Genomic DNA, 20825 nt, shown 5'->3' with positions numbered 1-20825 from the left:
CTTTTTAATGAGGTAGTGGCATAAACTCACAAACACGACTCAGGCGGGGTGTAGCGCAGTCTGGTTAGCGCATCTGGTTTGGGACCAGAGGGCCGAAGGTTCGAATCCTTTCACCCCGACCATGTTAAATGGTGAGTGTAGCTCAGTCGGTTAGAGCATCAGATTGTGGTCCTGAGGGTCGTGGGTTCGATTCCCATCACTCACCCCATTTTGGGCGCTCGTAGCTCAATTGGATAGAGCGACAGACTTCGGATCTGTAGGTTATGGGTTCGACTCCTATCGGGCGCGCCACTTAAAATACTTTATGCGCTCATAGCTCAGCTGGATAGAGCAACGGCCTTCTAAGCCGTAGGCCTCAGGTTCGAATCCTGATGGGCGTACCACCTTACTATTGTTGTGCGGATGTGGTGAAATTGGCAGACACGCCAGACTTAGGATCTGGTGCCCCACGGCGTGAAGGTTCAAGTCCTTTCATCCGCACCATTCTTTTTTTATAATTTGAGATAAACTTATATTATTAAAAATTAAAGTTACCCTTTATTATAGAAAGTATTAGGTACTTTTCTTGTTTCTTGACATGTAATAATGTTTTTTGTATAATCTCAATTCTTTTTTAAACAAATGTCTTGCTAGCTCAGTCGGTAGAGCATCTCACTTTTAATGAGGGGGCCGTTGGTTCGAATCCAACGCAGGACACCATTTTTGGGTTTATGACCCTTTCGTCTAGTGGCTCAGGACTCTACTTTCTCTGTGTAGAAACAGAGGTTCAAATCCTCTAAGGGTCGCCAGGTATTTTTTAAATTTTAGGTCGCTTAGCTCAGTTGGTAGAGCGCCACCCTTACAAGGTGGATGTCATAAGTTCGAGTCTTATAGCGACCACCATTTTAGGTGCAGCGGTAGTTCAGTTGGTTAGAATGCCGCCCTGTCACGGCGGAGGTCGCGGGTTCGAGCCCCGTCCGCTGCGCCATCTCTAAACCTTAGTTTAAGGTTATTATAAATTTTCTTATTATTGAGTGATAAAATTTAGATTTTAAGATTATTAGTTCTAAAATTAGGCTTTATAGTTTGTATTATGTTTTTTGCCTCGTTAGCTCAGTTGGTAGAGCATATCACTCTTAATGATGGGGTCGTAGGTTCGAGGCCTACACGGGGCACCATCCATTTTGGCCCATTCGTCTAGCGGTTAGGACACCAGCCTCTCACGTTGGTAACACGAGTTCGAGTCTCGTATGGGTCACCATTTTCCTAATTCTCATTACTTTTCAATTTATTAAACACAATATTTTATTCTAGAAAAATTTCTTAAAAATATATACTTATTTGCTTAGCAAATTGCTACTAAAAACGTAAAAACCATTTTTTATAATGTTGTTTAATTAGTGTGTAGTAAGTGATAAATTTTAGAAGCTAATTTACAATAAGCTAAAAATTTCTATAAATACAATAAAACACATCATATAAATATAATTACAAGCGCTACAAGTTATTTTTTGCTTTGATCTATTGGGTAAAACTCATTAAGTATTTTTAATTTTTAAGCTTATAAATCGTAAAACAGACTACATTTAGTATTGTTGATTTAATAAAATGGCCAATTCTCTTTATTTATGAGAAAGATGCTTAAAATTTAAACATACCAGCCATGCTCGTGCGTTAAAAATACATTAAGGCTTACGATAAATATAGTTCTTTTTATAATATAAAGAGTATTTGGTGGCAATGTAAAAAATATTAAAGACTCAATTATAAAGAAAGCTCAATTTAAATAGCAAAAATAAAGCCTACTAATTTTAAGCTCAAATATAAAACTAGCAAACAAGCTATCTTTTTGTATTTAGTTTTTGCCTATCATATCAAGCTTAGCTTTGCAAGCATCTTTATACGGGCTTATAAAATTTGAGTCAGAGCACTCATTTAAATAAGGCCTAGCCAACTTAAACTGCTTTTGCCTTATATAAATTTCACTTATCAAATTTAAAGCGTGTAAGCGGTCTTCTGGTCCAAGCTTCATGTTTAGTATAAATTTCGCCTCGTCAAGCGCCTCATCTAGGTTATCTGTCTTTAGTGAAGCTTCTGAGTAGTTAAAATTTATCTTTGGCGAAAATGTATTTATCTTTGCTTTTGTTTGTAGCTCAAGAGCTTTTTTGGCATATGTTGTAGCGATGGCGTAGTCATTGCTTTTCATCGCATAGTCACTTATGGCCGTATATGCTTCGATAATCTTAAAGTCTTGGCCTCTTAGCTGCTCGATAGCACTAATGGTTGAGATCGCCTCCGTAAAGCGTTTTAATGCAAGCAATGAGTAAAACCTGTCAAAAAGAGATGGTGTTGGATCTGAATATTCGACTGATGAGCCAAGTGAAAGCGCATCATTTGCGGCAATGATCGCATGCTCGTAGTCTTTATTTTTATATAAAATTTTGCTCAAATTTACCAGCCACTCAACTCTATCTTCTAAATTTTCATCTTTTGCATGAGCTTTTGCGAGCTCAAGTGCATCGTTGTAGCGGGCCGTTCTGTAATAGCAGTTAAAGAGCTTAAATTGCGGTAATGAGATTTTGTTTATATCGTAGTTTTCAAGTAAATTTATAACAGCCGTGCAATCATCTTTTATAAAATACTCTTTTGTAAGCTCTAGCGCAGCCTCATTTATCAGCTCCATTGCCTTACTTAAATTTCCATCTTTTGCCATGGTTTTGTAAGATAGTGCATCGGAGAATTTACGCTCTTTAATATCCAGCTCAAGCTCGCTTATTAGAGCCTTTTGACTAATATTTGTTCCAGCATATTTTTCAATTAGCTCTTTATATCTTGCATGAAGTGCAGTGGCATTTTTATCTTTTTCTTCAAAAAATAATCCATCTTTTGCTTTAGTGACTTCATCGATATAATCACCATATTTAAACTCTGTCTCATATCTATTTAAGTATTCGTATGCTTTTTTCTCATCTTTTGTTTTGGCTAGATTTAGTGCTAAATTTTTTAAAGCAACTTCATAAAAATCTTTCGTTCTATCGCTATTATTTATCAAGATTTCATAAATTTTAGCAGCCACATCAGGCATATCTTTACTTGCAAATGTAGTTGCAAGATTCATCGACTTTGTTGGGTTATTCATAAAAAATTTTTCATTCGCATTTGCGATTTTTAGTATAAATTTCTTTGCTTCATCAAATTTTTCTTTATCAATATTTGCATCAGCTAGGCTTAGTGCTGCTCTACTTGCAAGGTCGATGTCGTTTGTGGAGTAAAGCACTTTTTCATAGTCTTTTAGCGCCTCCTTTTGTCTGCCTATTTTATAGAGATAATCAGCGTAATCAAGCGCTGCAAGTTTCGTAAATTTTGAGTTTGCGTGCTCTTCGTTTAAGATATCAAGCATATATTTTGCATCACTTGCGATGCTATCTTTTAGGTAGGCTCTAGCGATTAGGTAGAGCACCTCTGGATAGTTTTCATCAGATGGGAATTTTCTGATCCAAGCCCTACCTTCACTTACGATATCTTTTGGCTCGATCTCTTCAAACTCATTTTTTGTCTCAAAAATTTTATCAAGAGCCCTTAGGCGAAATAGTAAAAATTCACTTGAAAAAAGGCTATTTGGATGCCTTTTTATCGCTGTTTGAGTATCTTTTACTACATTTTCATAAGCGCCTTTTTCATAAGCTCTTTTTATGCTTATGTAGATGTCAATGTCATTACTATCAAGTCCAGCAATAGGAGCTTTGTTAAGATCAAGCGCTCCGATACTAGGATTTAGCATATCTTTAAAATCAGGTTTAAAATTTAGCCCGGACTTTCTTTTGCTATTTTCACTGAGTGAAGTATCTATGATTATGCTAAAGTGTTTTGAAATGGTTGTTTTTGGGCTATATTGTACATTTTGACTGCTATAAAGCTCAGTTTTTATATTTAACAGTTTTGACGGTGCTTTTGGCATTATGACGATAAAAAGCTTGCCATCTTGCTTTTTATATTTTATATCCATTAATGGCAGTGTCGTATCTTCAATTTTTGGCAAAATTTCATCATCGAGCATGCAGACATAGCGTTTGGTGTCATAGGCTAAAATTTGCTCCACGCATTCAAATTCTTGCTCATCGCTTAGCTGAAGAACGCTATAAGGTTTATCACCATTTGCGCCGCTATTTAGGCTAAGATTAAAAGCAGTTAGATAAAGCGGAAAAAATAAAATAATTAAGAGCTTTTTCATGCCGCAATTATAGTTAAATTTTTTAAAATCCTGAAGCAAAGACAAAATGCTCAATAAATTCCAAAATCGCTCCAGAAAATAAAAACGAAAAGGCCGTTCCAGCTACCGCAATGCCAACAATTACTTTTAGCGCCATCGAGATATTTGCGGTGTAGAGATTTTTATCTTTTACGATAGGCTCTTTTAAAAACATAAAGACGATGAGCTTTAGGTAGTAATAAATAGCAATCGCCGAGTTTATCATGATGATGAGGCTAAGCACGACGTAATCAGACTTTATGAGCGATGAGATAAGTACCATCTTGCCCCAAAAGACGCTAAAAGGAGGAATGCCAGCAAGAGCGATCATAAAAATTCCCATTATCACAGCGTAACTTGGTAAAATTTTTATAAGCCCTGAAAATTTCTCAAATGGGTGCTTAAAGCGCTTATCCCAGCAGACCACATCGTCGCACCTTGCCACCCAGAGCATAGAAAATGCGCCCAAATTTGCAAACAAAAACATGATCCAGTAGAAAAACAAGGCAACATTTGCCTCGTGAGAATTTGCCACAAGCGCACAGAGTACGACACCAGCGTGAGCTATGGAGCTAAAGGCGAGCATTCTTTTGACATCCTTTTGTACTAGTGCCATGATATTTGCAAGGCTCATCGTAAGCACGGCGATGATGTAGAGCATATCTTTTATCCATGAAATTTGTGAGCCTTCAAGCATCGCAAAAATTCTTAACGCGACGATAAAAGCTGCCACCTTTGGCACTATCGACATATAGCCAGCAAGTGGGGCATTTGAGCCCTCGTAAACGTCTGGTATCCATGTGTGAAATGGTATGAGCGAGAGTTTAAAACCAATGGCAGAGGCGATGAAAACGCAGCCTAATAAAATGATCAAATTTTGATTTAGGCTAAGATCTTTTATTATAACGCCGATACGAGCGATGTCTATTGAGTTTGTGGCTAGATAAAACATCGCTATTACCATCGCAAAAAAGCCAGCTGAGAGCGATCCCATCGCAAAGTATTTTATAGCAGCCTCGACGCTTTTTGCCTTGTTGTGAAGGGCTATTAGGGTGTAGAGGCAAAGTGAGCTGATCTCAAGTCCTAAAAAGATGATGAGTAAGTTATTTGAGCTCACCATAAACAAAAATCCAGCAATCATAAACAAAAATAGCGCGTAATACTCATAAATTTTGTACTCAAAATACTCTTTTGTGCTAAGTGCGAGTGGGATAAAAAGGGCTGAGGCGATTAAGATAATGACTTGAGAAATGACCGAAACTCCATCAACTAGAAGCATATCCCAAAAGCTAAGGCTAAGACCGTTAAAATCAAGTATTAGGCCCAAATTTACAAATATTGCGATGATACAAAATACGCAGTAGAAATTTCTTGAAAGATCTTTTTTTATGGTGCCAACGATTAAAATAAAAAGCGCAAAGATTATCATGCTAAGCATCGGAGCAACCGAAGATAAAGAAATTTCTTTAAGGTCTAAAAAGGCTATTTCGTTCATAGTTTGCTCCCGCCATTTAAAGATAAAATTTTATCCTTTGTATCGCTATTTACGGCTCTAGTTTGCATTTTATTTATGATATTTTGTACGCTTGGCTCAAGCGGTTTTAGTATCAAATTTGGTGCGATGCCAAGAATGATTATGAGCAAACAAAGTGGCACAAGAGTGGCTAACTCTTTAAAATTTAGATCCTTTAGGCTTAAATTTTTCTCCTTACACTCGCCAAAAAAGACCCTTTTATAAAGCACTAGCATATAAACAGCACCCACGATGATGCTAAAGCCACCAAGTAGCGCAAAGAGCTTATTTAGCTTAAATACGCCAAGTAAGCTCAAAAACTCGCCCACAAAGCCAATAGTTAGTGGCAGGCCGATACTTGCAAGCGTTGCTATAAAAAATATGAGTGCGTATTTTGGCATCACCTTAGCAAGGCCGCCAAATTCGCAAATTTCTTTTGTGTGAGCTCTTTCGTAGATGACGCCAACTAGCAAGAACAAAGCGCCACTAACGATGCCGTGGCTTATCATCAAAAATATTGAGCCACCAAGGCCTATTAAATTTAGTGAAAAAATGCCAAGCATGATGACGCCCATGTGTGAAATGGAGCTATAAGCGATCACTTGCTTCATGTCGCTTTGTGCGTAGGCAACGAGGGCTGCGTAGATGATCATAATGATGGCTATGACGCAGACAAAGCCACTTAAAAGTAGGCTCGCGTCTGGAAAAAGTGGGAGTGAAAATCTCACAAAGCCGTAAGTGCCCATCTTTAAAAGCACGCTAGCAAGCAAAACTGAGCCGATAGTCGGAGCCTGTCCGTGCGCGTAAGGTAGCCACGTGTGAAATGGAAATAATGGAGTTTTCACGCCAAAAGCAAAGAAAAATGCTAAAAATAGCCAAATTTGAGCATTTTCTCCGATGCCAAGCTTATACCAGTCAAGCAAGCTAAAACTAAAGACGCCACTTTTTTGATAGCACAAATAGCCGATAAAGATGATCGCTACTAGCATAAAGACAGAGCCCAAAAATGTATAGATGAAAAATTTAATCGCAGCGTAAATTCTATTTTTACTGCCAAATGCGCCGATGATGTAAAGAAGCGGTATGAGGCTAAGCTCCCAAAAGCTATAAAACAAGATCATATCAAGTGCGCTAAAGACGCCCATCATCGTGCTCTCTAAAAATAACACGCTAATAATTAGATGCTTTAAATTTCCATCATCACTAAGTGCGGCGATAGAGATGAAGCTCATAAATGCACTAAGTACGATAAGTGTTAGCGAAATGGTATCGATGCCGACAAAATAGCTGATATTTAGGCTTGGTATGAGCGGGACTTGATGCATGAGCACGAACTCATAGCCTTTAAAATCAACATTAAAACAGATAAAAATGGCTAACAAAAGCTCAATAAGAGCGATGCTTGCTCCGTAAAATTTGATACTTTTATTTTCTATCAAGAAGCCAAGCATAGCACTAATGGCAGGGAAAAATATGATGACATTTAGCATTATTTGGCTCCGTTTAATAAAAATATAAAGCTTAAAAGCAAGGCAAATCCTGCAACCATAAACCTAAGCATGATGCTTAAGTCGCCGCTTTGCATTTTGTTTGCTAAATATGCAAATTTAGTAAAGGCAAGTGCGACTAGATCGACGCTTTTATCGATTATCATCTCGTCAAATTTTTTGCAATTTTGAGATAGCCTTGTGTAGTCATTTATAAAAAATTTCTCATAAAATTTTGGGATAAAGTAGGCATTTTGTAAAATTTTATAAATTCTGCTCTTACAAACACTCTCTTTAAAAATTTCTTTTTTATAAGCAAATACTGCAAAGCCAGCGCTTGCTAGCACTAGACTAAGTGTTAAAATAAGTAAAAAAATTTCGCTGCCATGAGATAAATTTAGTGAAAAATCTTTTAAGCTTTTTTCTAAAAATCCACTAAAGTTGCTCCAAAAAAAGCCGCTAATGATAGAGAGCACACCAAGTGCTGCCATGCCAGCTAGCATGTAATTTTTAGCTTCATGCACATGTTTCTCGCTCTTTGGTTTTGCAAAAAATACAAGCATAACGAGCCTAAAGCTATAAAATGCCGTAAGCATTGCACCAAATAGCAAAATAGCCCACAAAATTTGATTCTCGCTAAACGCAACCTCTAAAATTTTATCCTTCGAGAAAAACCCAGCAAATGGATAAAAGCCAGCTAGTGCGCAGCTTGCGATGATAGAAAGAAGTGCCGTTGGCTTCATAAATTTATAAAGTCCGCCCATTTTTTTGATATTTAGCTCATCATTCATCGCGTGCATGACGTTGCCAGCGCATAAAAATAGAAGTGATTTGAAAAATGCATGCGTGACAAGGTGAAAAAGCGCGATCTTATAAGCGCCAAGGCCAGCAGCTACGAACATATAACCAAGCTGCGAAAGCGTCGAGTAGGCGACTATTTTTTTAAGGTCGTTATGCACAAGTGCGATGCTTGCGGCAAATATCGCTACAAATGTGCCAAGGTAGGCTATAAAGTGCGAAACTTCAGGCACGTTTACAAAGATGAAATTCGCGCGTATGACTAGATAAACGCCAGCCGTTACCATGGTCGCAGCGTGAATGAGTGCAGAAACTGGAGTTGGCCCCTCCATAGCGTTTGCAAGCCAAGTGTGAAATGGAAACTGTGCACTTTTACCCATGGCGCCTATAAAAAGAAGTGTGGCGATGATGCCTAAATTTAGCCCAGAAAAGTCGCTTCTAGCGTTAAAAACCTCGCTAAATTTAAGTGAGCCAAAGCTATAAAATATATAAAAAATGCCAACAAGCATGGCTAGATCAGCGACCCTATTCATTATAAAGGCTTCGTTTGCAGCGACGTTTGCGCTAGGCTTTTTATACCAAAAGCCAATGAGTAGCCACGAGCAAAGTCCAACGCCCTCCCAGCCGATAAATAGCCCTATAAAGTTATCGCTTGAGACAAGGACGTTCATGCAAAAGACAAAGAGCCCCAAGTAGCTAAAAAAGCGGTTAAAGCTTGCATCATCTCTCATGTAGCCAACCGAGTAGATATGCACGATACTTGCTACGATACCAACGGTGCTAAGCATAACAAGGCTAATGGCGTCAAGATAGAAGCCAAAATTTAAATCCAGACCGCCAAAATTTATAAATTCTTTTAGTGATAAATTTAATGGTTCATCTATGCCAAGGCTAGCTGTTAGCATGAGCGAGGCGGTTGTACTAATTATCATTAAAAGTGAGCAAAAGATACCAAGTAAAAAATTTTTACTATTATGTGAAAAGAGTCCAGAGACGATAAAGCTAAGAAGTGGAAAAAATAGTGAAATGCAAAATAAAATCATCTCTTAGCCTTTCATATTTGTCATCGACTCTAGGCTAATGCTGCCAGTCTTTTTGTACCAAAGCACGAGTAAGCCAAGTCCCACGGCGACCTCGCTAGCCGCGATGGCAACTATAAAAAATGCAACTATTTGTCCAGTTAGATCAAAGTGGTATTTTGAAATGGCAGCAAGTGCGATATTTGCCGAGTTTAGTAAAATTTCACTTGAAAAAAATAGCATGATCAAATTTCTTCTTCGCATTATGCCAATTAGCCCTATGACAAAGACTAGGCTTGCTAGGATGAGGTAATGTGTAAGACCTATCATATCATCTCCTCTAGGCTGCTTTGGCTATTCATATCTTTGTGTATCAAGATGATGCCAGCAACCATTGCCACAAGAAGCATTACAGCACACATCTCAAAAGCGATTAAATACTTGCTAAAAAGCAAAATTCCAATAGCCTCGATATTGCCAAGCTCGCTAGCAATGGGACTTAATCCATCAAATTTTGTACCATAAAGAGGTGCTAAAAATATAAATATCAAAAGAAGTGCTATGAAACTATTTAAAAGATAGATGGTGATCTTTGCTTTTTTGCTACTTTTTGGCTCACACTCTTTGCTACTATCAAAAAACATCATTGCAAATGCATATAAAACGACCACAGCACCTGTGTAGACTATTATCTGCACTACGCCTAGAAATTCCGCTCCAAGTAAGAAAAATATAGCCGAGATAAATACCATGCCAGCAGCTAGCGCAGAGACTGCATTTAGTGCGTTTTTACAAAATACGCTAAAAGAAAAGCTAACTAAAACCAAGGCACTAAAAAGATAAAATGCAAAACTCTCATACATCTTTTGACCTTTTAAAATTTATACTACTCATCACTTTTTGTCTCATTTTCATTTTCGCTTATAAATGCATTTGGCGTCTTTTTGATTAAGCTGTCAGCATTTTTAGGAAGTGCGCCATAGCCTTCAAACTCGCTTTGATCTTTTAAAAATTTATCCTTTGTCAAAAATTCATCTTTTGTGCCAAATATAATCCTACTCTCGCTAGTAACTTCGTACTCTTGTCCGCAGACTATCGCGAGCTCAGGGCAAACATCAGCGCAAAATCCACAATACACGCATCTACTTAAATTTATCGAGTAGCTTGCGACTTTTTTGCGGCCATCTTCGCATAGTGAAGTTTTCATCGAAATGCAGTTGCTAACGCAAATTTTCTCACATAGCCCGCATCCAATGCAACGTTCATTTTCACTTTCAACAAATTTTAAAAGCTTGTGAATACCCCTATATCTAGCGTTTAGCTCCATCTTTTGCATAGGGTATTTTAAAGTATGTGACTTGCTAAAGAGCATCTGCTTTATCGTGACTTTTAGTCCGATCAAAAGATCAGGCTTAAATGTGACAGCGATGAAATGCTTAAATTTATCAAACGCACTCTTTGGCTTTAACTTTTCATCTATTAAAATATATTTTTTCTCACTCATTTTTCGCCTTAGATTAGTAGCATAAAGCCAGTGATTACGATATTTAAAATTCCAAGCGGAAGCAAAATTTTCCAGCAAAATGCACTTAACTGATCAACTCTTAAATGTGCCCATGAAGCCCTTACCCAAAGAAAAAAGAAAAAGACAATGCTTGATTTTAAGATGATCATCAAAGCACCTGGGATAAATAAAAATTCGTTAAATCCACCTAAAAATAAAATCGTAATGATGATGCTAGCAGCGATCATATTTGTGTATTCGCCGATGAAAAACATCGCCCATCTCATGCCGCTATACTCGGTGCCATAGCCTGCTACTATCTCTGTTTCGTTTTCTGTTAAGCAAAATGGCGTTCTGTTGCACTCCACGAAGCTTGCTATTAAAAAGAGTAAAAAGGCAAGGGGCTGCTTGAATATAAGCCAGCCAAAAATTCCTTTTTGATAGTTGTTTATATCCACAAGTGATAGCGAACTAGTTACCATTACGACGCTTAAAAGAGCCATGCCAGCGACTATTTCAAAACTAAGAAGCGAAACGACCGCACGAGCTGCGCTAATTAGTGCAAATTTATTATAGCTAGCAAGACCTGCTGCAAGTGGAGAGAAAACGCAAACTGAAGCAACACCAGCGATGTATAAAATACCAACATTAATATCTGAGAGAATCGGACGTAATGTATGCCCAAAAATTTCAAACTCAGGCAAAAATGGTACAGGTGCAAGCGCTGCAAAGGCGGCAATGGCTGATATTAGTGGAGCTATTAAAAAGATAAATTTATTCGTATTTGCTGGCACGATGTCCTCTTTTGTAAAGAGTTTTATCATGTCAGCTACTATCTGTAAAATTCCAGCTGGCCCTACCATATCAGGCCCCACGCGGCGCTGCATGTAGGCTAGTACCTTTCTCTCAGCATAAGTTGCAAGCCCTGCAAGGCTTGCCATGACGGCTAAGATGACCACGGCTTTAACGATAGTGCTTAGCACAAAAAATAGTGTTTCACTCATCTTTTGCCTTTATAATTTTAACTACGGCGTAGCTTTTGCCATTAAATATAACCCCCACATCAAGCTTATCGTCATAATCACCTAAATACGCAGCGACTCCGCCAAGTTCGCTATCAAGCTCTACGCAAATGGCAAGCTTGTGCCCATCTTTTTCTAAAATAATCGCTTCATTTTGTGAAATTTCAAATTTAGCCATAAATTCGCTACTTGCATAAAGCTTCGCTCTTTTGGCTGTTTGTGTGGCATAGTTTGTAAAAAATGATGGCAAATTTATAGGATTTGCAAGACTTATAAGTGCCTCATCGTCTTTTAAATTTATGCTCTTGCTATCTTTTAAAAGTGGCTCTATATCATTATTTGGCGTGAAATTTGAAATTTCTAGTTTATAACCTCTGTGACTTGTGCCGTCGTTTGCGTAAAAATTTTCTAAATCATCAAATTTAATGCCTCTATAACCCTTTTCTTTTGGTAAATTTGGCGTGTAATCAATCGTATCTTTAGCCATTAGTCCAAGTGCGTTTGCAATATCGTTTAGAAAATAACCTTTGTGCGGTATCGCCACATTTGTTGGTACTAGGGCGTTATTTATGCTTGTAAATGTGCCTTCTTGCTGATTTAGCGCGCTAGCATCGATGTCACCTTCAAAAATGCTAAATTTATAATCGCCATTTTCGTTATAGCCAAGCGTCTTGCCAGGCTTTTTCTCTCTTGTAAGAGTGCAAATTTTAGCAACGCCAAGTGAGTTTGTGCGTGGTGGTATTAGCATCACACGAAAAGGCGTAGCTCTTGCGATCACTCCAGTAAGTGCTGCTAGTAAATTCGCATTTTCATGAGCGTAAAAATCGCTTCCTAAAATGAGCGTAAATTTGCTTTTGCCCTCGCTTAAAGCTGGTACATCTAAGCCAAAATTTTCATCAAAATTTTCAAGTTTTGATGTAAGTGCGCTAGGTAAATTTTCGCCCCAGTTTTTAAGCACAAAGAGTAAAATTTGCTCTAATTTTCCAGCTTCATGCGCTACATAGATAAAATTTTTAGAATATTTTTTAACGATCTCATCGGCTATGTGATGAAAGTAAATTCCAGCTGCTTTATTCATTTTTAAAGCGTTATTTAACTTAAAGCTTGTCACTGGGCTTTCGTGTCTTAAAAAACTACCAGCACTGATGATAAAATCGCTATTTTTAATATCTTCAAAGTCTGCGTTATATGAGCTAAGCCCGCTAAATTCGCTAAATTTATTTAAAAATTTTTGATAATTTAGCGCCTCATTGTTTATTAGATTTAGATCAAATTTCTCTCTTAAACGCTCTAAAATAAGGGCTTCTTCGTTCGTGATGAAGCTATTAAATTTTATATTTTTGATCGTGCCATTTTTAATATTTAAAACAATCTTTTCAAATTTCTCTTCATTCTTACAGGCAAGCTCGTTGTGAAAGTCATAGCCAAACCTAGCTGCTCCACTTATTTCGCCAAATGTAAAATCATTGCTGACGCGGTAAATTTGCTTACTTCTGTCGCTAGCGCTCTTTTCTTTTACGTCATAGTAAATTAGCTCGCAGTCGCTTTGATGTGGATTTGCTGCTGGGATAGGGTTTAGCTCCCAGATATTTGTGCTATATTGAAAATGCGAACTAATAAGTGCTCCAGTAGGGCAAACGCTGATACACTCGCCACAAAATGAGCAGTCAAGACTCTCGCCCACGCTTGGACCTATTAGGCTTTTTTGCATCTTGCTAAAAACTGCATAGGCATCTTTTGGTATACTCTCTTTTAGCTCTTTTGGCACCTCAACGCCCCTTGGTACGGTCTTTAGTGCACTCTCTCCGATTCTATCCTTACAAACAGTGACACATCTTTCGCAGACTATGCAAAGAGCTGGATCGTAGTTGATTAGCCCCCATTTTTTATGTGGTTTGTGCGTGTCAACGATGGCAAATTTTTGTTCATTTACCTTTAGATGCGTGGTTAAATTTTGTAGTTCACATTCGCCGCTTTTGTCACAAACGCCACATTGAATCGGATGATTTACGCAGTAAGTCTGCATGATCGCATTTCGCTCGGCAGCGATTTCTGGCGTATTTGTATAAATTTGCATATCCTCTTTGGCTTTGGCGTTGCAGCTATAGACCACTTTGCCATTTGCCTCGACCATGCAAAGCCTACAAGCAAGAGTTGGTGAGCAGTCGTTAAGATAGCAAAGAGCTGGGATATAAATTCCATTTGCTCTTGCGATATTTAGGATGCTCTCGCCCTCATCTGCTTCTAAAATTTGATCATTTATGCTTATTTTCATTTACTAACTACTATTTGCTTAAATGCGTATCCATCAAATTCTTTTGCGCCAAATATCGCAACTGTGCCTTTTAGCGAATGATCTAGTTTAAATTTTGCCTTCACGCTAAAATCTTTTGCTTTAAGCTCTAGCATATCGCCATCTTTTGCCTTTGCTACGATACCAAATTGTACGCCGCCCACGATCTCATCGCTTGCGTTTTTGTTTAGATAAACGACTGCTCCGTCAAAATTTTCAAGCTCTTTTAGCTCGTCTATTTTGTGATAATCACTAAATTCTTTCCTGCAACCACCAGCTAAAACGACATTTTTGCCTAAAATTTCAAGTAGCCAAAAGATCGCATCTTTATCTGGATGAGTAAAAAATGAATCATCAATAATGATGTTTTTAACGTCCTTTATCCACTCGCCAAGCTCTTCAAATTCCTCTTCTCCAACATTGCACTCGCCGCTTATCAGCCCATCATCAAGCTCGCTAAAAAACTCATCGCAAGATAAATTTGCGTATTTGCAAAGAAGAGCCAAGACGTAGCTTATTGAGCCTATTTCGCAGCGGATTAAATTTTCGCCGCCAAGCTCGCTATCTTCGATGCAAGAGATGTACTTAAACTCGTGCTCTTTTATCTTTTTTGCTAAATTTTTATCGCTCAAGCTTAGTAAATTTGCGATGCTTAAGCTTTTACCTGCTATTAAATCATTAAATTTCATATCTTGCCCTTTTTTATGGTTAATAACCAATCAACTTGGTTAAATTTAAGCGAGTTCATCACTTCGCAGTTTAGATTATAGGCTAAATTTACAGCCTTTGTCACGCCGCTAAAATCGCCTATCTCAAATAAAAATATAATCACTTCGCCAGCCTCGCCAGCCTTTATCTGCTGTCCAAGAGCGCTCAAAAACTCACTCTTTAAGTGCCTAAGATCGACCCTTCTCATCTATCGACCTCACCTAAGATGATATTTGTGCTACCAATTATCGTAGCGACATCAGCGACGTACTGACCTACTAATAAATCTTCGTAAATAGCACAGTGCCAAAAGCTTGGCGTGCGAATTTTTAGGCGATATGGGCTTGCGCTGCCATCTGAGTTTATATAAATTCCTAGCTCGCCCTTTGGCGACTCGCTAGCGAAGTAAATTTCGCCTTTTGGGGGTTTTAGCCCCTGAGTTATTAGCACAAAATGCTGCATTAGTGAGTAGTTTTGAGTCATGATCTGCTCTTTTGAAGCACTCACATATTCTGGTGCGTCAGCGATGATGGCAGGGTTGCTGGTCTGATACTTGCTAACACACTGCTTTAAAATTTTCACACACTCACGCATCTCTTTCATGTAAAGTAGATATCTTGCGTAGCAATCGCCCTCATTAGCGTATGGCACGATAAATTCTAACTCGTCGTAGATGAGATAAGGCTCTTCTTTTCTGATGTCGCGCGCGATGCCACTTGCTCTTAGCATGACGCCAGAGCAGCCGCTACTAAGGGCTAGCTCTTTGCTAATGACACCAACATCCACGAGCCTTGCTTGCCAAATTCTATTTTCGCTTAGCAGATCTTCATAAAGTGTGATATCTTTTGGAAATTTTTCACAAAACTCTAGCAGCTCTTCGCACCAACCATCTGGCAGGTCAAGCGGTACGCCACCGATCCTTATCGAGCTATGAGTTAGCCTTGCACCACAATATTTTTCTATAAGATCAAGGACGTATTCGCGCTCTCTAAATGCGTATAAAAAGACGCTCATAGCCCCTACGTCAAGAGCGTGCGTGGCTAAAAATAAAAGGTGCGAGCTGATGCGGTTTAGCTCCAAAAGCATCACTCTAATGATCTGAGCACGGCGAGGTACTTCGATACCACAAAGCTTCTCTACAGCCGCACAAAACGCGTAGTTGTTAGCACTTGAGGCGATGTAATCCACCCTGTCAGTCACTGGTATAAATTCCTGATAGGTCATATTTTCAGCCATTTTTTCAACGCCTCGGTGCATGAAGCCAATCTCTGGCATGGCACGAACGACCTTTTCGCCATCGAGTTCAAGAACAAGCTTAAGCTGTCCGTGAGCGCTTGGGTGCTGTGGGCCAAAATTTAGTATCATCTTGCCATCATTTTGCTCAAATTCTAAATTCTCAAAAAATGGTTTTAAGCGGTTTGGTGCCTGGCTCAAGGTCTTTCCTTTACTATCTGGCTCTGACTAAATTTAGCCTTTTTGACAAATTTTACGCCACCTTCTTCTTGATACTCGTACTCTTTGCTAAACACCCTTGAAAAGCCAAAGGTATCTTTCTCGTCAACGAATGCTGGGTCGCGGTTTTCTTCGCCGATCTGCTCTCTAAACTCAGCGCCAAAAATTTTATCCACCTCATACCATTTAGCAGCCTCGTCACCAACTAGCGGATAGCTCTTTAAAAGAGGGTGTGAGTGCCAGTCATCAGGCATGATGAGACGCTTTAAATTTGGATGATCTTTTATTAAAACTCCACTTAGATCATACATCTCGCGCTCAGCCCAGTTTGCGCTTTTATAAAGCCCACAAACACTTTTTAGCATTTCGTCATTTTTTACAAAGCATTTTACGCGAGTGCGTCTATTTTTACTGATACTTAAAAGCTGATAAAATACCTCGTATCCGCCTTTTTGAGCTATATAATCAACCGCCGCAAGCTCACAAAGCTGCTCGTAGCCAAAGTTTTTTAACGCTTCAAGCGCTTTAAAATTTTCACTTACATAAACTACAAGCTGATCAAACTCCACGTAGCTAGATAAAATTTGCACTCCGCTTTGCTCTAAAACAGCTAGCTCTTCGTCAAATTTAGAGCCACTTGCTGCTTCTTTTGGTGTTTCTTTGGCGATATAAAATTTCTCGCTGTAGTACTGCTTTTTTTGCAGGTCGTTTTTTGGCTTATACTCTCTCATATATCTAGCTTTCTTGGCTTTTGCGCCCTAAATGCACTTTGTTTTCTTATCTTTTTTTGAAGCATCATAAGTGCATACTGAAGCGTCTCTGGGCGCGGGGCACAGCCCGGGATGTATATATCGACGGGGATTATGCGATCGACACCTTGAACGGTTGAATAGGTGTTAAACATGCCGCCAGTGTTTGCACAGCTACCCATTGAGATGACCCATTTTGGCTCAGGCATCTGATCATAAAGACGTCTTGTAAACTCAGCGTGTTTTTTAGTCAGCGTGCCAGCTATGATCATCACCTCTGAGTGTCTTGGACTTGCCCTAAAAATGGTGCCAAATCTATCAAAGTCATATCTGCTAGCGCCACTTGCCATCATCTCGATCGCACAGCATGCAAGCCCGTAGCTAAGCGCCCAAAGAGAGTTGCTCCTGCCCCACTGAACGAGCTTATCAACGGTTGTTAAAACTACTGGCAAGCCGCCATTTGCAGCGTAGTTTATCTGATGCTTTGCCATTTAAAGACTCCTTTTTGCCAAGCATAAGCAAAGCCGATAAGTAAAATCGCCACAAAAAGCAACATTTCGATTAGTCCAAAAATTCCAAGTAGCCTAAAATCCACCGCCCACGGATACATAAAGATGACCTCAACGTCAAATAAAATAAATAAAATTCCATAAAAAAAGTAGTGGATATTTATCTTATTTGGCTGTTTTACGGTGGTTGGACCACACTCGTAAAAGCCAAGTTTTAGACGCTGTGTATTGCGGTTGGCTAGTTTTTTGCTTATTTTTGAAGATAAGAATGTTATTAAACAAAATGAACAAGTCGCTAGTAAAAGTATGATAAATGCACCAAAATAAGTACTTTCAAGCTCTGAATGTGACATACTTTGCCTTTTTTAATTTTTAAGATTCTACTAAATTTAAATTTATTTGAGCTTGAAATGGCTTAAGAGTAGGGTGAGTATTGTGCTTTTGTGTAAAAATTACTCCTATTTTATCTTCTCGACTGCATCCTTTGCAGCACTTATTCGCTCGCTCTCATCTAGCTCACGCACAAAGCCATCTTTTACCAAAATGATCCTAGTTGCTATATCAAAATAGCTATCATCGTGGCTAACAGCAATTATGCTGATGCCTTTACTTTGTAAAAATGGCAAAATTTCTTTATAAAATTTTCGCTTAAAGAGCGGATCTTGATCGGCTGCCCATTCATCTAGGATAAGGATAGAGCGATGCTCTAAAATAGCTATTAAAAGACTTAGGCGCTTTCGCTGGCCGGTTGAGAGTTGTGTGGTACTAAGCTTATTATCTATGACACTTACTTTTTTGTCGATCTCAAGCAAGGCTAAAAGCTCGTCTATTTCGTTTTGGCTAGCAAAGCCATTATGAGAGAGCGTTTGCGAAAATAGATAAAAATCAGCAAAAATAGCGCTAATCTTTGCCTGATAACTTTGTAAATTTCCTTCATCTATCTTTGTGCTATCAAGGTAAATTTCGCCACTACTTGGGCGTATTAGCCCGCAAAGTAAATTTATAAGCGTACTTTTACCACTGCCATTTTTACCGATGATAAATGTTATCTCACCGCGTTTGATCTCTAAATTTACGTCTTTTAGGCTAAATTTGCCGTGAGTGTAGTTGAAATTTATATCTTTTAGTTTTATGTTTTGCCAATTATCGCTTAGGCTATCGTCAAATTTAAAGCCTTCCTTAAATTTATTGAGATTTAAGCTCATGATCTTTTCTAAACTCACTTTTGCGCTAAGTGCGGCTGGTATGGAGCCAACCATGCTCATAAATGAGCCTCTTAAAAATAGTATCGTTAAGCTAATGCTTAGTGCCGTTTGCAGGCTCGCCCAGTCAAATGCCACGCACAAAAATACACAAAGTCCAACTGAGCCAAGCAGCATAATGTTTGTAAAATTATCACTTAATGCGTGATAGATATCGGCCTTTACCATATTTTGGCGTTTTTTATCGCCTGTAAAATTTAACTCATCAAAGCAGACACTTGCCCTTGCTCTATTTAAACTAAGCTCTCTATGCCCCTCTACGATATCGTCGTAGTGCTTTTGCAATGCGTCATCTTGAACTCTAGAATGCTTAAAATAAAGATGAATTTTTTTCATAAAAAGCGTATTTATAAAAAGAGTCGCACCGATCCAAACGGATAAAAAGATAAAAATTTTTGGAGCGATTACACAAAGGTAGATGCTAGCACAGACGATAAAAACTAAGCTTTGTATGAAGCCAGTAGCGCTCATAAAGGCAAATGTGATCGTTTTTATGTCGTTGTTTAGGCTAGCTATAATCTTTGCCTTGCCGATCTCGTTTATCACGCTATTTGGCGTATCTAAAATTTGCTTTACACTTTGATATCTTAGCTCGTAGATAAATTTATGCCCAAAATTTGTAAGCGATATATTTGCGGCGATGGCGCTTATAAAAAATAAAAGTAAGACTGCTATAAATTTAATTGCAAGAATCGGGTCAAATTCTTTTAAACTTACAAGTTCATTATTTATAAACGAAAGAGTCCAGACACCAAGTCCGCTAAATAGGAGTGTTAATAATACTATTTTAGAAATTTGGTAGATATTTTTTTTGATTAAATTTGCAAGCATTACATCGCAGCTCGTGGCTGAATGATATTTGGCTCATACTTTTGTTCAGTATTTTCGCTCATTATACGAAGCACCTTGCTTCGTTTTATCTTAGCGTCGTCTTTAAATATAGCACGCACTTTGTCCATACCAGCGTAAAAATCACGCATAAGCACGATGCAGATATATTTGCCAAAAAATGTCGGCTTAATAATGCCATTTTCTTCATATATCGCATTTACAAGCTTAAGCAAGCTAAGCTCCATAAATAAGGCCTTGTTAATGTTTGTGCTATTTTCATCGTTGTATCTTTTAATATCAACTCCGCCATCAAAAAGCCTTGTTAAAAACGTGTATTTAAGTCGCTCTTTCTTGCTAAAACCACATTTTGCGATGACTGGGCTTTGCCTATCCTTGATCTTTCTGCCGTAGTCAAGTAGGTTAAAGGCGTTTATAACAAGCTCGCCGTCAAGGAAGCTAAATGCGCCGCTACCCACGCCCACGTACTCTAAATTTGAGCCCACGTATTCGTCGCGAAGGTCAGCACTTTTTTCGTTTGAAAATGCCCAAGCATTGCTTTGTTTGTAGTTGCTTTTGCTAAATTCTTCAGTGATTATCTCATAAAATTCACGCTCGTTATCTACGTTTGAAACACCAAGCGAGCGAGCTATATTCTCTCTTGTTAGCTCTGATTTCATGAGTGGATAGAAGGTGATTTGTTGTGGAGAGATCGATTTTGCAGTATTTATGTCGTTTATGAGCTGCTCTTTTGTTTGATTTGGCAGGTTAAAGATGAGATCAAGGCTAATAACTGGGATCTTACCAAGAGCAAGCTCAAGCTTTCTTTTTACCTCCTTGGCTGAGCCGAATTTTTCGTATCTGCCAACTCTTTTTAACGTTTTATCATCAAAGCTTTGTACGCCAACGCTTAAGCGATCAATTAACCCATCAAATCTAGCTAAACTCTCGGATGAGATGTGATTTGGATCGCTTTCTGCTGAAATTTCATCTATACTAAAAAGCTCTTTTGCAAGCTTAAGCGTCTTTTCAAGCTCAGGTTCATTTATAAGCGTCGTGCCACCACCAACATAAAGTGAATCAAAGTCAAATCCAGCTTCTTTAACCTGCCTCATCTCCTCACGTAAATTTTCAAAGTAAACTTTTGCAAGCTCTTGCTCATAGTGATACTTATGAAACGAACAGTATGGACAGAATGTGTGACAAAATGGCACATGTGCGTAGAGCATATACTTTTTGTCTTTTTTGGGAGTTTTGGTGTAGGTTGTGGTTAAAATGTCTATATTAAATTCATTATATAGTGATCTTTGAATAGAATTATGAGCGTAATTTACGGCAAAATTCTCGACAATATTTTTAAAGATCATAACTAATCGCCTTAAATAAGTTTGGTTTTAAATTGATGTGTTAGGATAGCTAACTTTTAATAAATTTAGCCTTGTGCTAAAGAAAT

General features: G+C 38.4%; 17 protein-coding genes and 11 tRNA genes. 11 read left to right on the top strand and 17 right to left on the bottom strand.

Annotated features, from left to right (window positions below):
- Positions 1-44 precede the first annotated feature (44 nt).
- From CVS95_RS04020 to CVS95_RS03970, 11 genes are all read left to right on the top strand, one after another.
- Positions 45-122, top strand: a tRNA-Pro gene (locus CVS95_RS04020).
- Between the two features lie 9 nt (positions 123-131).
- Positions 132-208: transfer RNA gene (locus CVS95_RS04015), tRNA-His, on the top strand.
- Between the two features lie 6 nt (positions 209-214).
- A tRNA-Arg gene (locus CVS95_RS04010) sits at positions 215-291 on the top strand.
- Between the two features lie 15 nt (positions 292-306).
- Positions 307-383 (top strand) — tRNA-Arg (locus CVS95_RS04005).
- 15 nt (positions 384-398) lie between these two features.
- A tRNA-Leu gene (locus CVS95_RS04000) sits at positions 399-483 on the top strand.
- Between the two features lie 140 nt (positions 484-623).
- Positions 624-699, top strand: a tRNA-Lys gene (locus CVS95_RS03995).
- 13 nt (positions 700-712) lie between these two features.
- Positions 713-788: transfer RNA gene (locus tag CVS95_RS03990), tRNA-Glu, on the top strand.
- An 18-nt stretch (positions 789-806) separates the two neighbouring features.
- Positions 807-882, top strand: a tRNA-Val gene (locus CVS95_RS03985).
- A gap of 8 nt (positions 883-890) precedes the next feature.
- Positions 891-967: transfer RNA gene (locus CVS95_RS03980), tRNA-Asp, on the top strand.
- Positions 968-1081: 114 nt separating this feature from the next.
- A tRNA-Lys gene (locus CVS95_RS03975) sits at positions 1082-1157 on the top strand.
- 8 nt (positions 1158-1165) lie between these two features.
- A tRNA-Glu gene (locus CVS95_RS03970) sits at positions 1166-1240 on the top strand.
- A 594-nt stretch (positions 1241-1834) separates the two neighbouring features.
- Here CVS95_RS03970 and CVS95_RS03965 read toward each other — a convergent pair.
- The 17 genes from CVS95_RS03965 to CVS95_RS03885 all read right to left on the bottom strand — a co-directional run bounded on the left by CVS95_RS03965 (position 1835) and on the right by CVS95_RS03885 (position 20739).
- On the bottom strand, positions 1835-4210 hold the full coding sequence (locus CVS95_RS03965) for a tetratricopeptide repeat protein (RefSeq protein ID WP_107695944.1): 2376 nt from the start codon (positions 4208-4210) through the stop codon (positions 1835-1837).
- 22 nt (positions 4211-4232) lie between these two features.
- Positions 4233-5723, bottom strand: a complete 1491-nt coding sequence (gene nuoN / locus CVS95_RS03960) for an NADH-quinone oxidoreductase subunit NuoN (RefSeq protein ID WP_107695654.1) — start codon at positions 5721-5723, stop codon at positions 4233-4235.
- Entirely contained in the window at positions 5720-7231 is a 1512-nt protein-coding gene (locus CVS95_RS03955) for an NADH-quinone oxidoreductase subunit M (protein WP_107695653.1), read from the bottom strand. The genes nuoN and CVS95_RS03955 overlap by 4 nt, the downstream gene beginning before the upstream one ends.
- Complete coding sequence (gene nuoL / locus CVS95_RS03950) at positions 7231-9069, bottom strand: NADH-quinone oxidoreductase subunit L (RefSeq protein WP_107695652.1); 1839 nt, start codon at positions 9067-9069, stop codon at positions 7231-7233. The genes CVS95_RS03955 and nuoL overlap by 1 nt, the downstream gene beginning before the upstream one ends.
- Before the next feature lie 3 nt (positions 9070-9072).
- Complete coding sequence (gene nuoK, locus CVS95_RS03945; RefSeq protein WP_103577233.1) at positions 9073-9375, bottom strand: NADH-quinone oxidoreductase subunit NuoK; 303 nt, start codon at positions 9373-9375, stop codon at positions 9073-9075.
- Positions 9372-9908 (bottom strand): NADH-quinone oxidoreductase subunit J, encoded by a 537-nt coding sequence (locus CVS95_RS03940; RefSeq protein WP_107695651.1) that lies wholly within the window; start codon positions 9906-9908, stop codon positions 9372-9374. Before CVS95_RS03940 ends, nuoK begins: the two co-directional genes overlap by 4 nt.
- A gap of 23 nt (positions 9909-9931) precedes the next feature.
- Complete coding sequence (nuoI, locus tag CVS95_RS03935; protein ID WP_107695650.1) at positions 9932-10549, bottom strand: NADH-quinone oxidoreductase subunit NuoI; 618 nt, start codon at positions 10547-10549, stop codon at positions 9932-9934.
- Between the two features lie 8 nt (positions 10550-10557).
- A complete protein-coding gene (nuoH, locus tag CVS95_RS03930; RefSeq protein WP_087585118.1) occupies positions 10558-11553 on the bottom strand; it encodes an NADH-quinone oxidoreductase subunit NuoH in 996 nt (331 codons plus the stop codon).
- Positions 11546-13846 carry an NADH-quinone oxidoreductase subunit G gene (locus tag CVS95_RS03925; RefSeq protein WP_107695649.1) on the bottom strand — a complete coding sequence of 767 codons (2301 nt, stop codon included), beginning with the start codon at positions 13844-13846 and terminating at the stop codon, positions 11546-11548. Before CVS95_RS03925 ends, nuoH begins: the two co-directional genes overlap by 8 nt.
- Entirely contained in the window at positions 13843-14553 is a 711-nt protein-coding gene (locus CVS95_RS03920; protein ID WP_107695648.1) for a hypothetical protein, read from the bottom strand. The genes CVS95_RS03925 and CVS95_RS03920 overlap by 4 nt, the downstream gene beginning before the upstream one ends.
- Positions 14550-14780 (bottom strand): NADH-ubiquinone oxidoreductase subunit E family protein, encoded by a 231-nt coding sequence (locus tag CVS95_RS03915; protein ID WP_107695647.1) that lies wholly within the window; start codon positions 14778-14780, stop codon positions 14550-14552. Before CVS95_RS03915 ends, CVS95_RS03920 begins: the two co-directional genes overlap by 4 nt.
- Entirely contained in the window at positions 14777-16006 is a 1230-nt protein-coding gene (gene nuoD / locus CVS95_RS03910) for an NADH dehydrogenase (quinone) subunit D (RefSeq protein ID WP_107695646.1), read from the bottom strand. Before nuoD ends, CVS95_RS03915 begins: the two co-directional genes overlap by 4 nt.
- Positions 16003-16755, bottom strand: a complete 753-nt coding sequence (locus CVS95_RS03905; protein ID WP_107695645.1) for an NADH-quinone oxidoreductase subunit C — start codon at positions 16753-16755, stop codon at positions 16003-16005. Before CVS95_RS03905 ends, nuoD begins: the two co-directional genes overlap by 4 nt.
- Positions 16752-17264 carry a NuoB/complex I 20 kDa subunit family protein gene (locus CVS95_RS03900; protein WP_021083979.1) on the bottom strand — a complete coding sequence of 171 codons (513 nt, stop codon included), beginning with the start codon at positions 17262-17264 and terminating at the stop codon, positions 16752-16754. The genes CVS95_RS03905 and CVS95_RS03900 overlap by 4 nt, the downstream gene beginning before the upstream one ends.
- Positions 17246-17635 carry an NAD(P)H-quinone oxidoreductase subunit 3 gene (locus tag CVS95_RS03895; RefSeq protein WP_021090439.1) on the bottom strand — a complete coding sequence of 130 codons (390 nt, stop codon included), beginning with the start codon at positions 17633-17635 and terminating at the stop codon, positions 17246-17248. Before CVS95_RS03895 ends, CVS95_RS03900 begins: the two co-directional genes overlap by 19 nt.
- 105 nt (positions 17636-17740) lie before the next feature.
- Complete coding sequence (locus CVS95_RS03890) at positions 17741-19375, bottom strand: multidrug ABC transporter permease/ATP-binding protein (protein WP_107695644.1); 1635 nt, start codon at positions 19373-19375, stop codon at positions 17741-17743.
- Positions 19375-20739 carry a coproporphyrinogen III oxidase family protein gene (locus CVS95_RS03885; protein WP_107695643.1) on the bottom strand — a complete coding sequence of 455 codons (1365 nt, stop codon included), beginning with the start codon at positions 20737-20739 and terminating at the stop codon, positions 19375-19377. The genes CVS95_RS03890 and CVS95_RS03885 overlap by 1 nt, the downstream gene beginning before the upstream one ends.
- Between the last annotated feature and the right edge of the window lie 86 nt (positions 20740-20825).

It is taken from the genome of Campylobacter concisus, from assembly GCF_003048905.1.
Lineage (GTDB): Bacteria > Campylobacterota > Campylobacteria > Campylobacterales > Campylobacteraceae > Campylobacter_A > Campylobacter_A concisus_V.
The sequence above is the reverse complement of the archived record's forward strand: the minus strand, read 5'-3'. Positions and strand labels throughout refer to the sequence as shown.

Bases quoted from the DNA above. Each gene is read 5' to 3' on its own strand.
- CVS95_RS03965 (WP_107695944.1), bottom strand. From the start codon at position 4,210: ATGAAAAAGCTCTTAATTATTTTATTTTTTCCGCTTTATCTAACTGCT.
- nuoN (WP_107695654.1), bottom strand. From the start codon at position 5,723: ATGAACGAAATAGCCTTTTTAGACCTTAAAGAAATTTCTTTATCTTCG.
- CVS95_RS03955 (WP_107695653.1), bottom strand. From the start codon at position 7,231: ATGCTAAATGTCATCATATTTTTCCCTGCCATTAGTGCTATGCTTGGC.
- nuoL (WP_107695652.1), bottom strand. From the start codon at position 9,069: ATGATTTTATTTTGCATTTCACTATTTTTTCCACTTCTTAGCTTTATC.
- nuoK (WP_103577233.1), bottom strand. From the start codon at position 9,375: ATGATAGGTCTTACACATTACCTCATCCTAGCAAGCCTAGTCTTTGTC.
- CVS95_RS03940 (WP_107695651.1), bottom strand. From the start codon at position 9,908: ATGTATGAGAGTTTTGCATTTTATCTTTTTAGTGCCTTGGTTTTAGTT.
- nuoI (WP_107695650.1), bottom strand. From the start codon at position 10,549: ATGAGTGAGAAAAAATATATTTTAATAGATGAAAAGTTAAAGCCAAAG.
- nuoH (WP_087585118.1), bottom strand. From the start codon at position 11,553: ATGAGTGAAACACTATTTTTTGTGCTAAGCACTATCGTTAAAGCCGTG.
- CVS95_RS03925 (WP_107695649.1), bottom strand. From the start codon at position 13,846: ATGAAAATAAGCATAAATGATCAAATTTTAGAAGCAGATGAGGGCGAG.
- CVS95_RS03920 (WP_107695648.1), bottom strand. From the start codon at position 14,553: ATGAAATTTAATGATTTAATAGCAGGTAAAAGCTTAAGCATCGCAAAT.
- CVS95_RS03915 (WP_107695647.1), bottom strand. From the start codon at position 14,780: ATGAGAAGGGTCGATCTTAGGCACTTAAAGAGTGAGTTTTTGAGCGCT.
- CVS95_RS03905 (WP_107695645.1), bottom strand. From the start codon at position 16,755: ATGAGAGAGTATAAGCCAAAAAACGACCTGCAAAAAAAGCAGTACTAC.
- CVS95_RS03900 (WP_021083979.1), bottom strand. From the start codon at position 17,264: ATGGCAAAGCATCAGATAAACTACGCTGCAAATGGCGGCTTGCCAGTA.
- CVS95_RS03895 (WP_021090439.1), bottom strand. From the start codon at position 17,635: ATGTCACATTCAGAGCTTGAAAGTACTTATTTTGGTGCATTTATCATA.
- CVS95_RS03890 (WP_107695644.1), bottom strand. From the start codon at position 19,375: ATGCTTGCAAATTTAATCAAAAAAAATATCTACCAAATTTCTAAAATA.
- CVS95_RS03885 (WP_107695643.1), bottom strand. From the start codon at position 20,739: ATGATCTTTAAAAATATTGTCGAGAATTTTGCCGTAAATTACGCTCAT.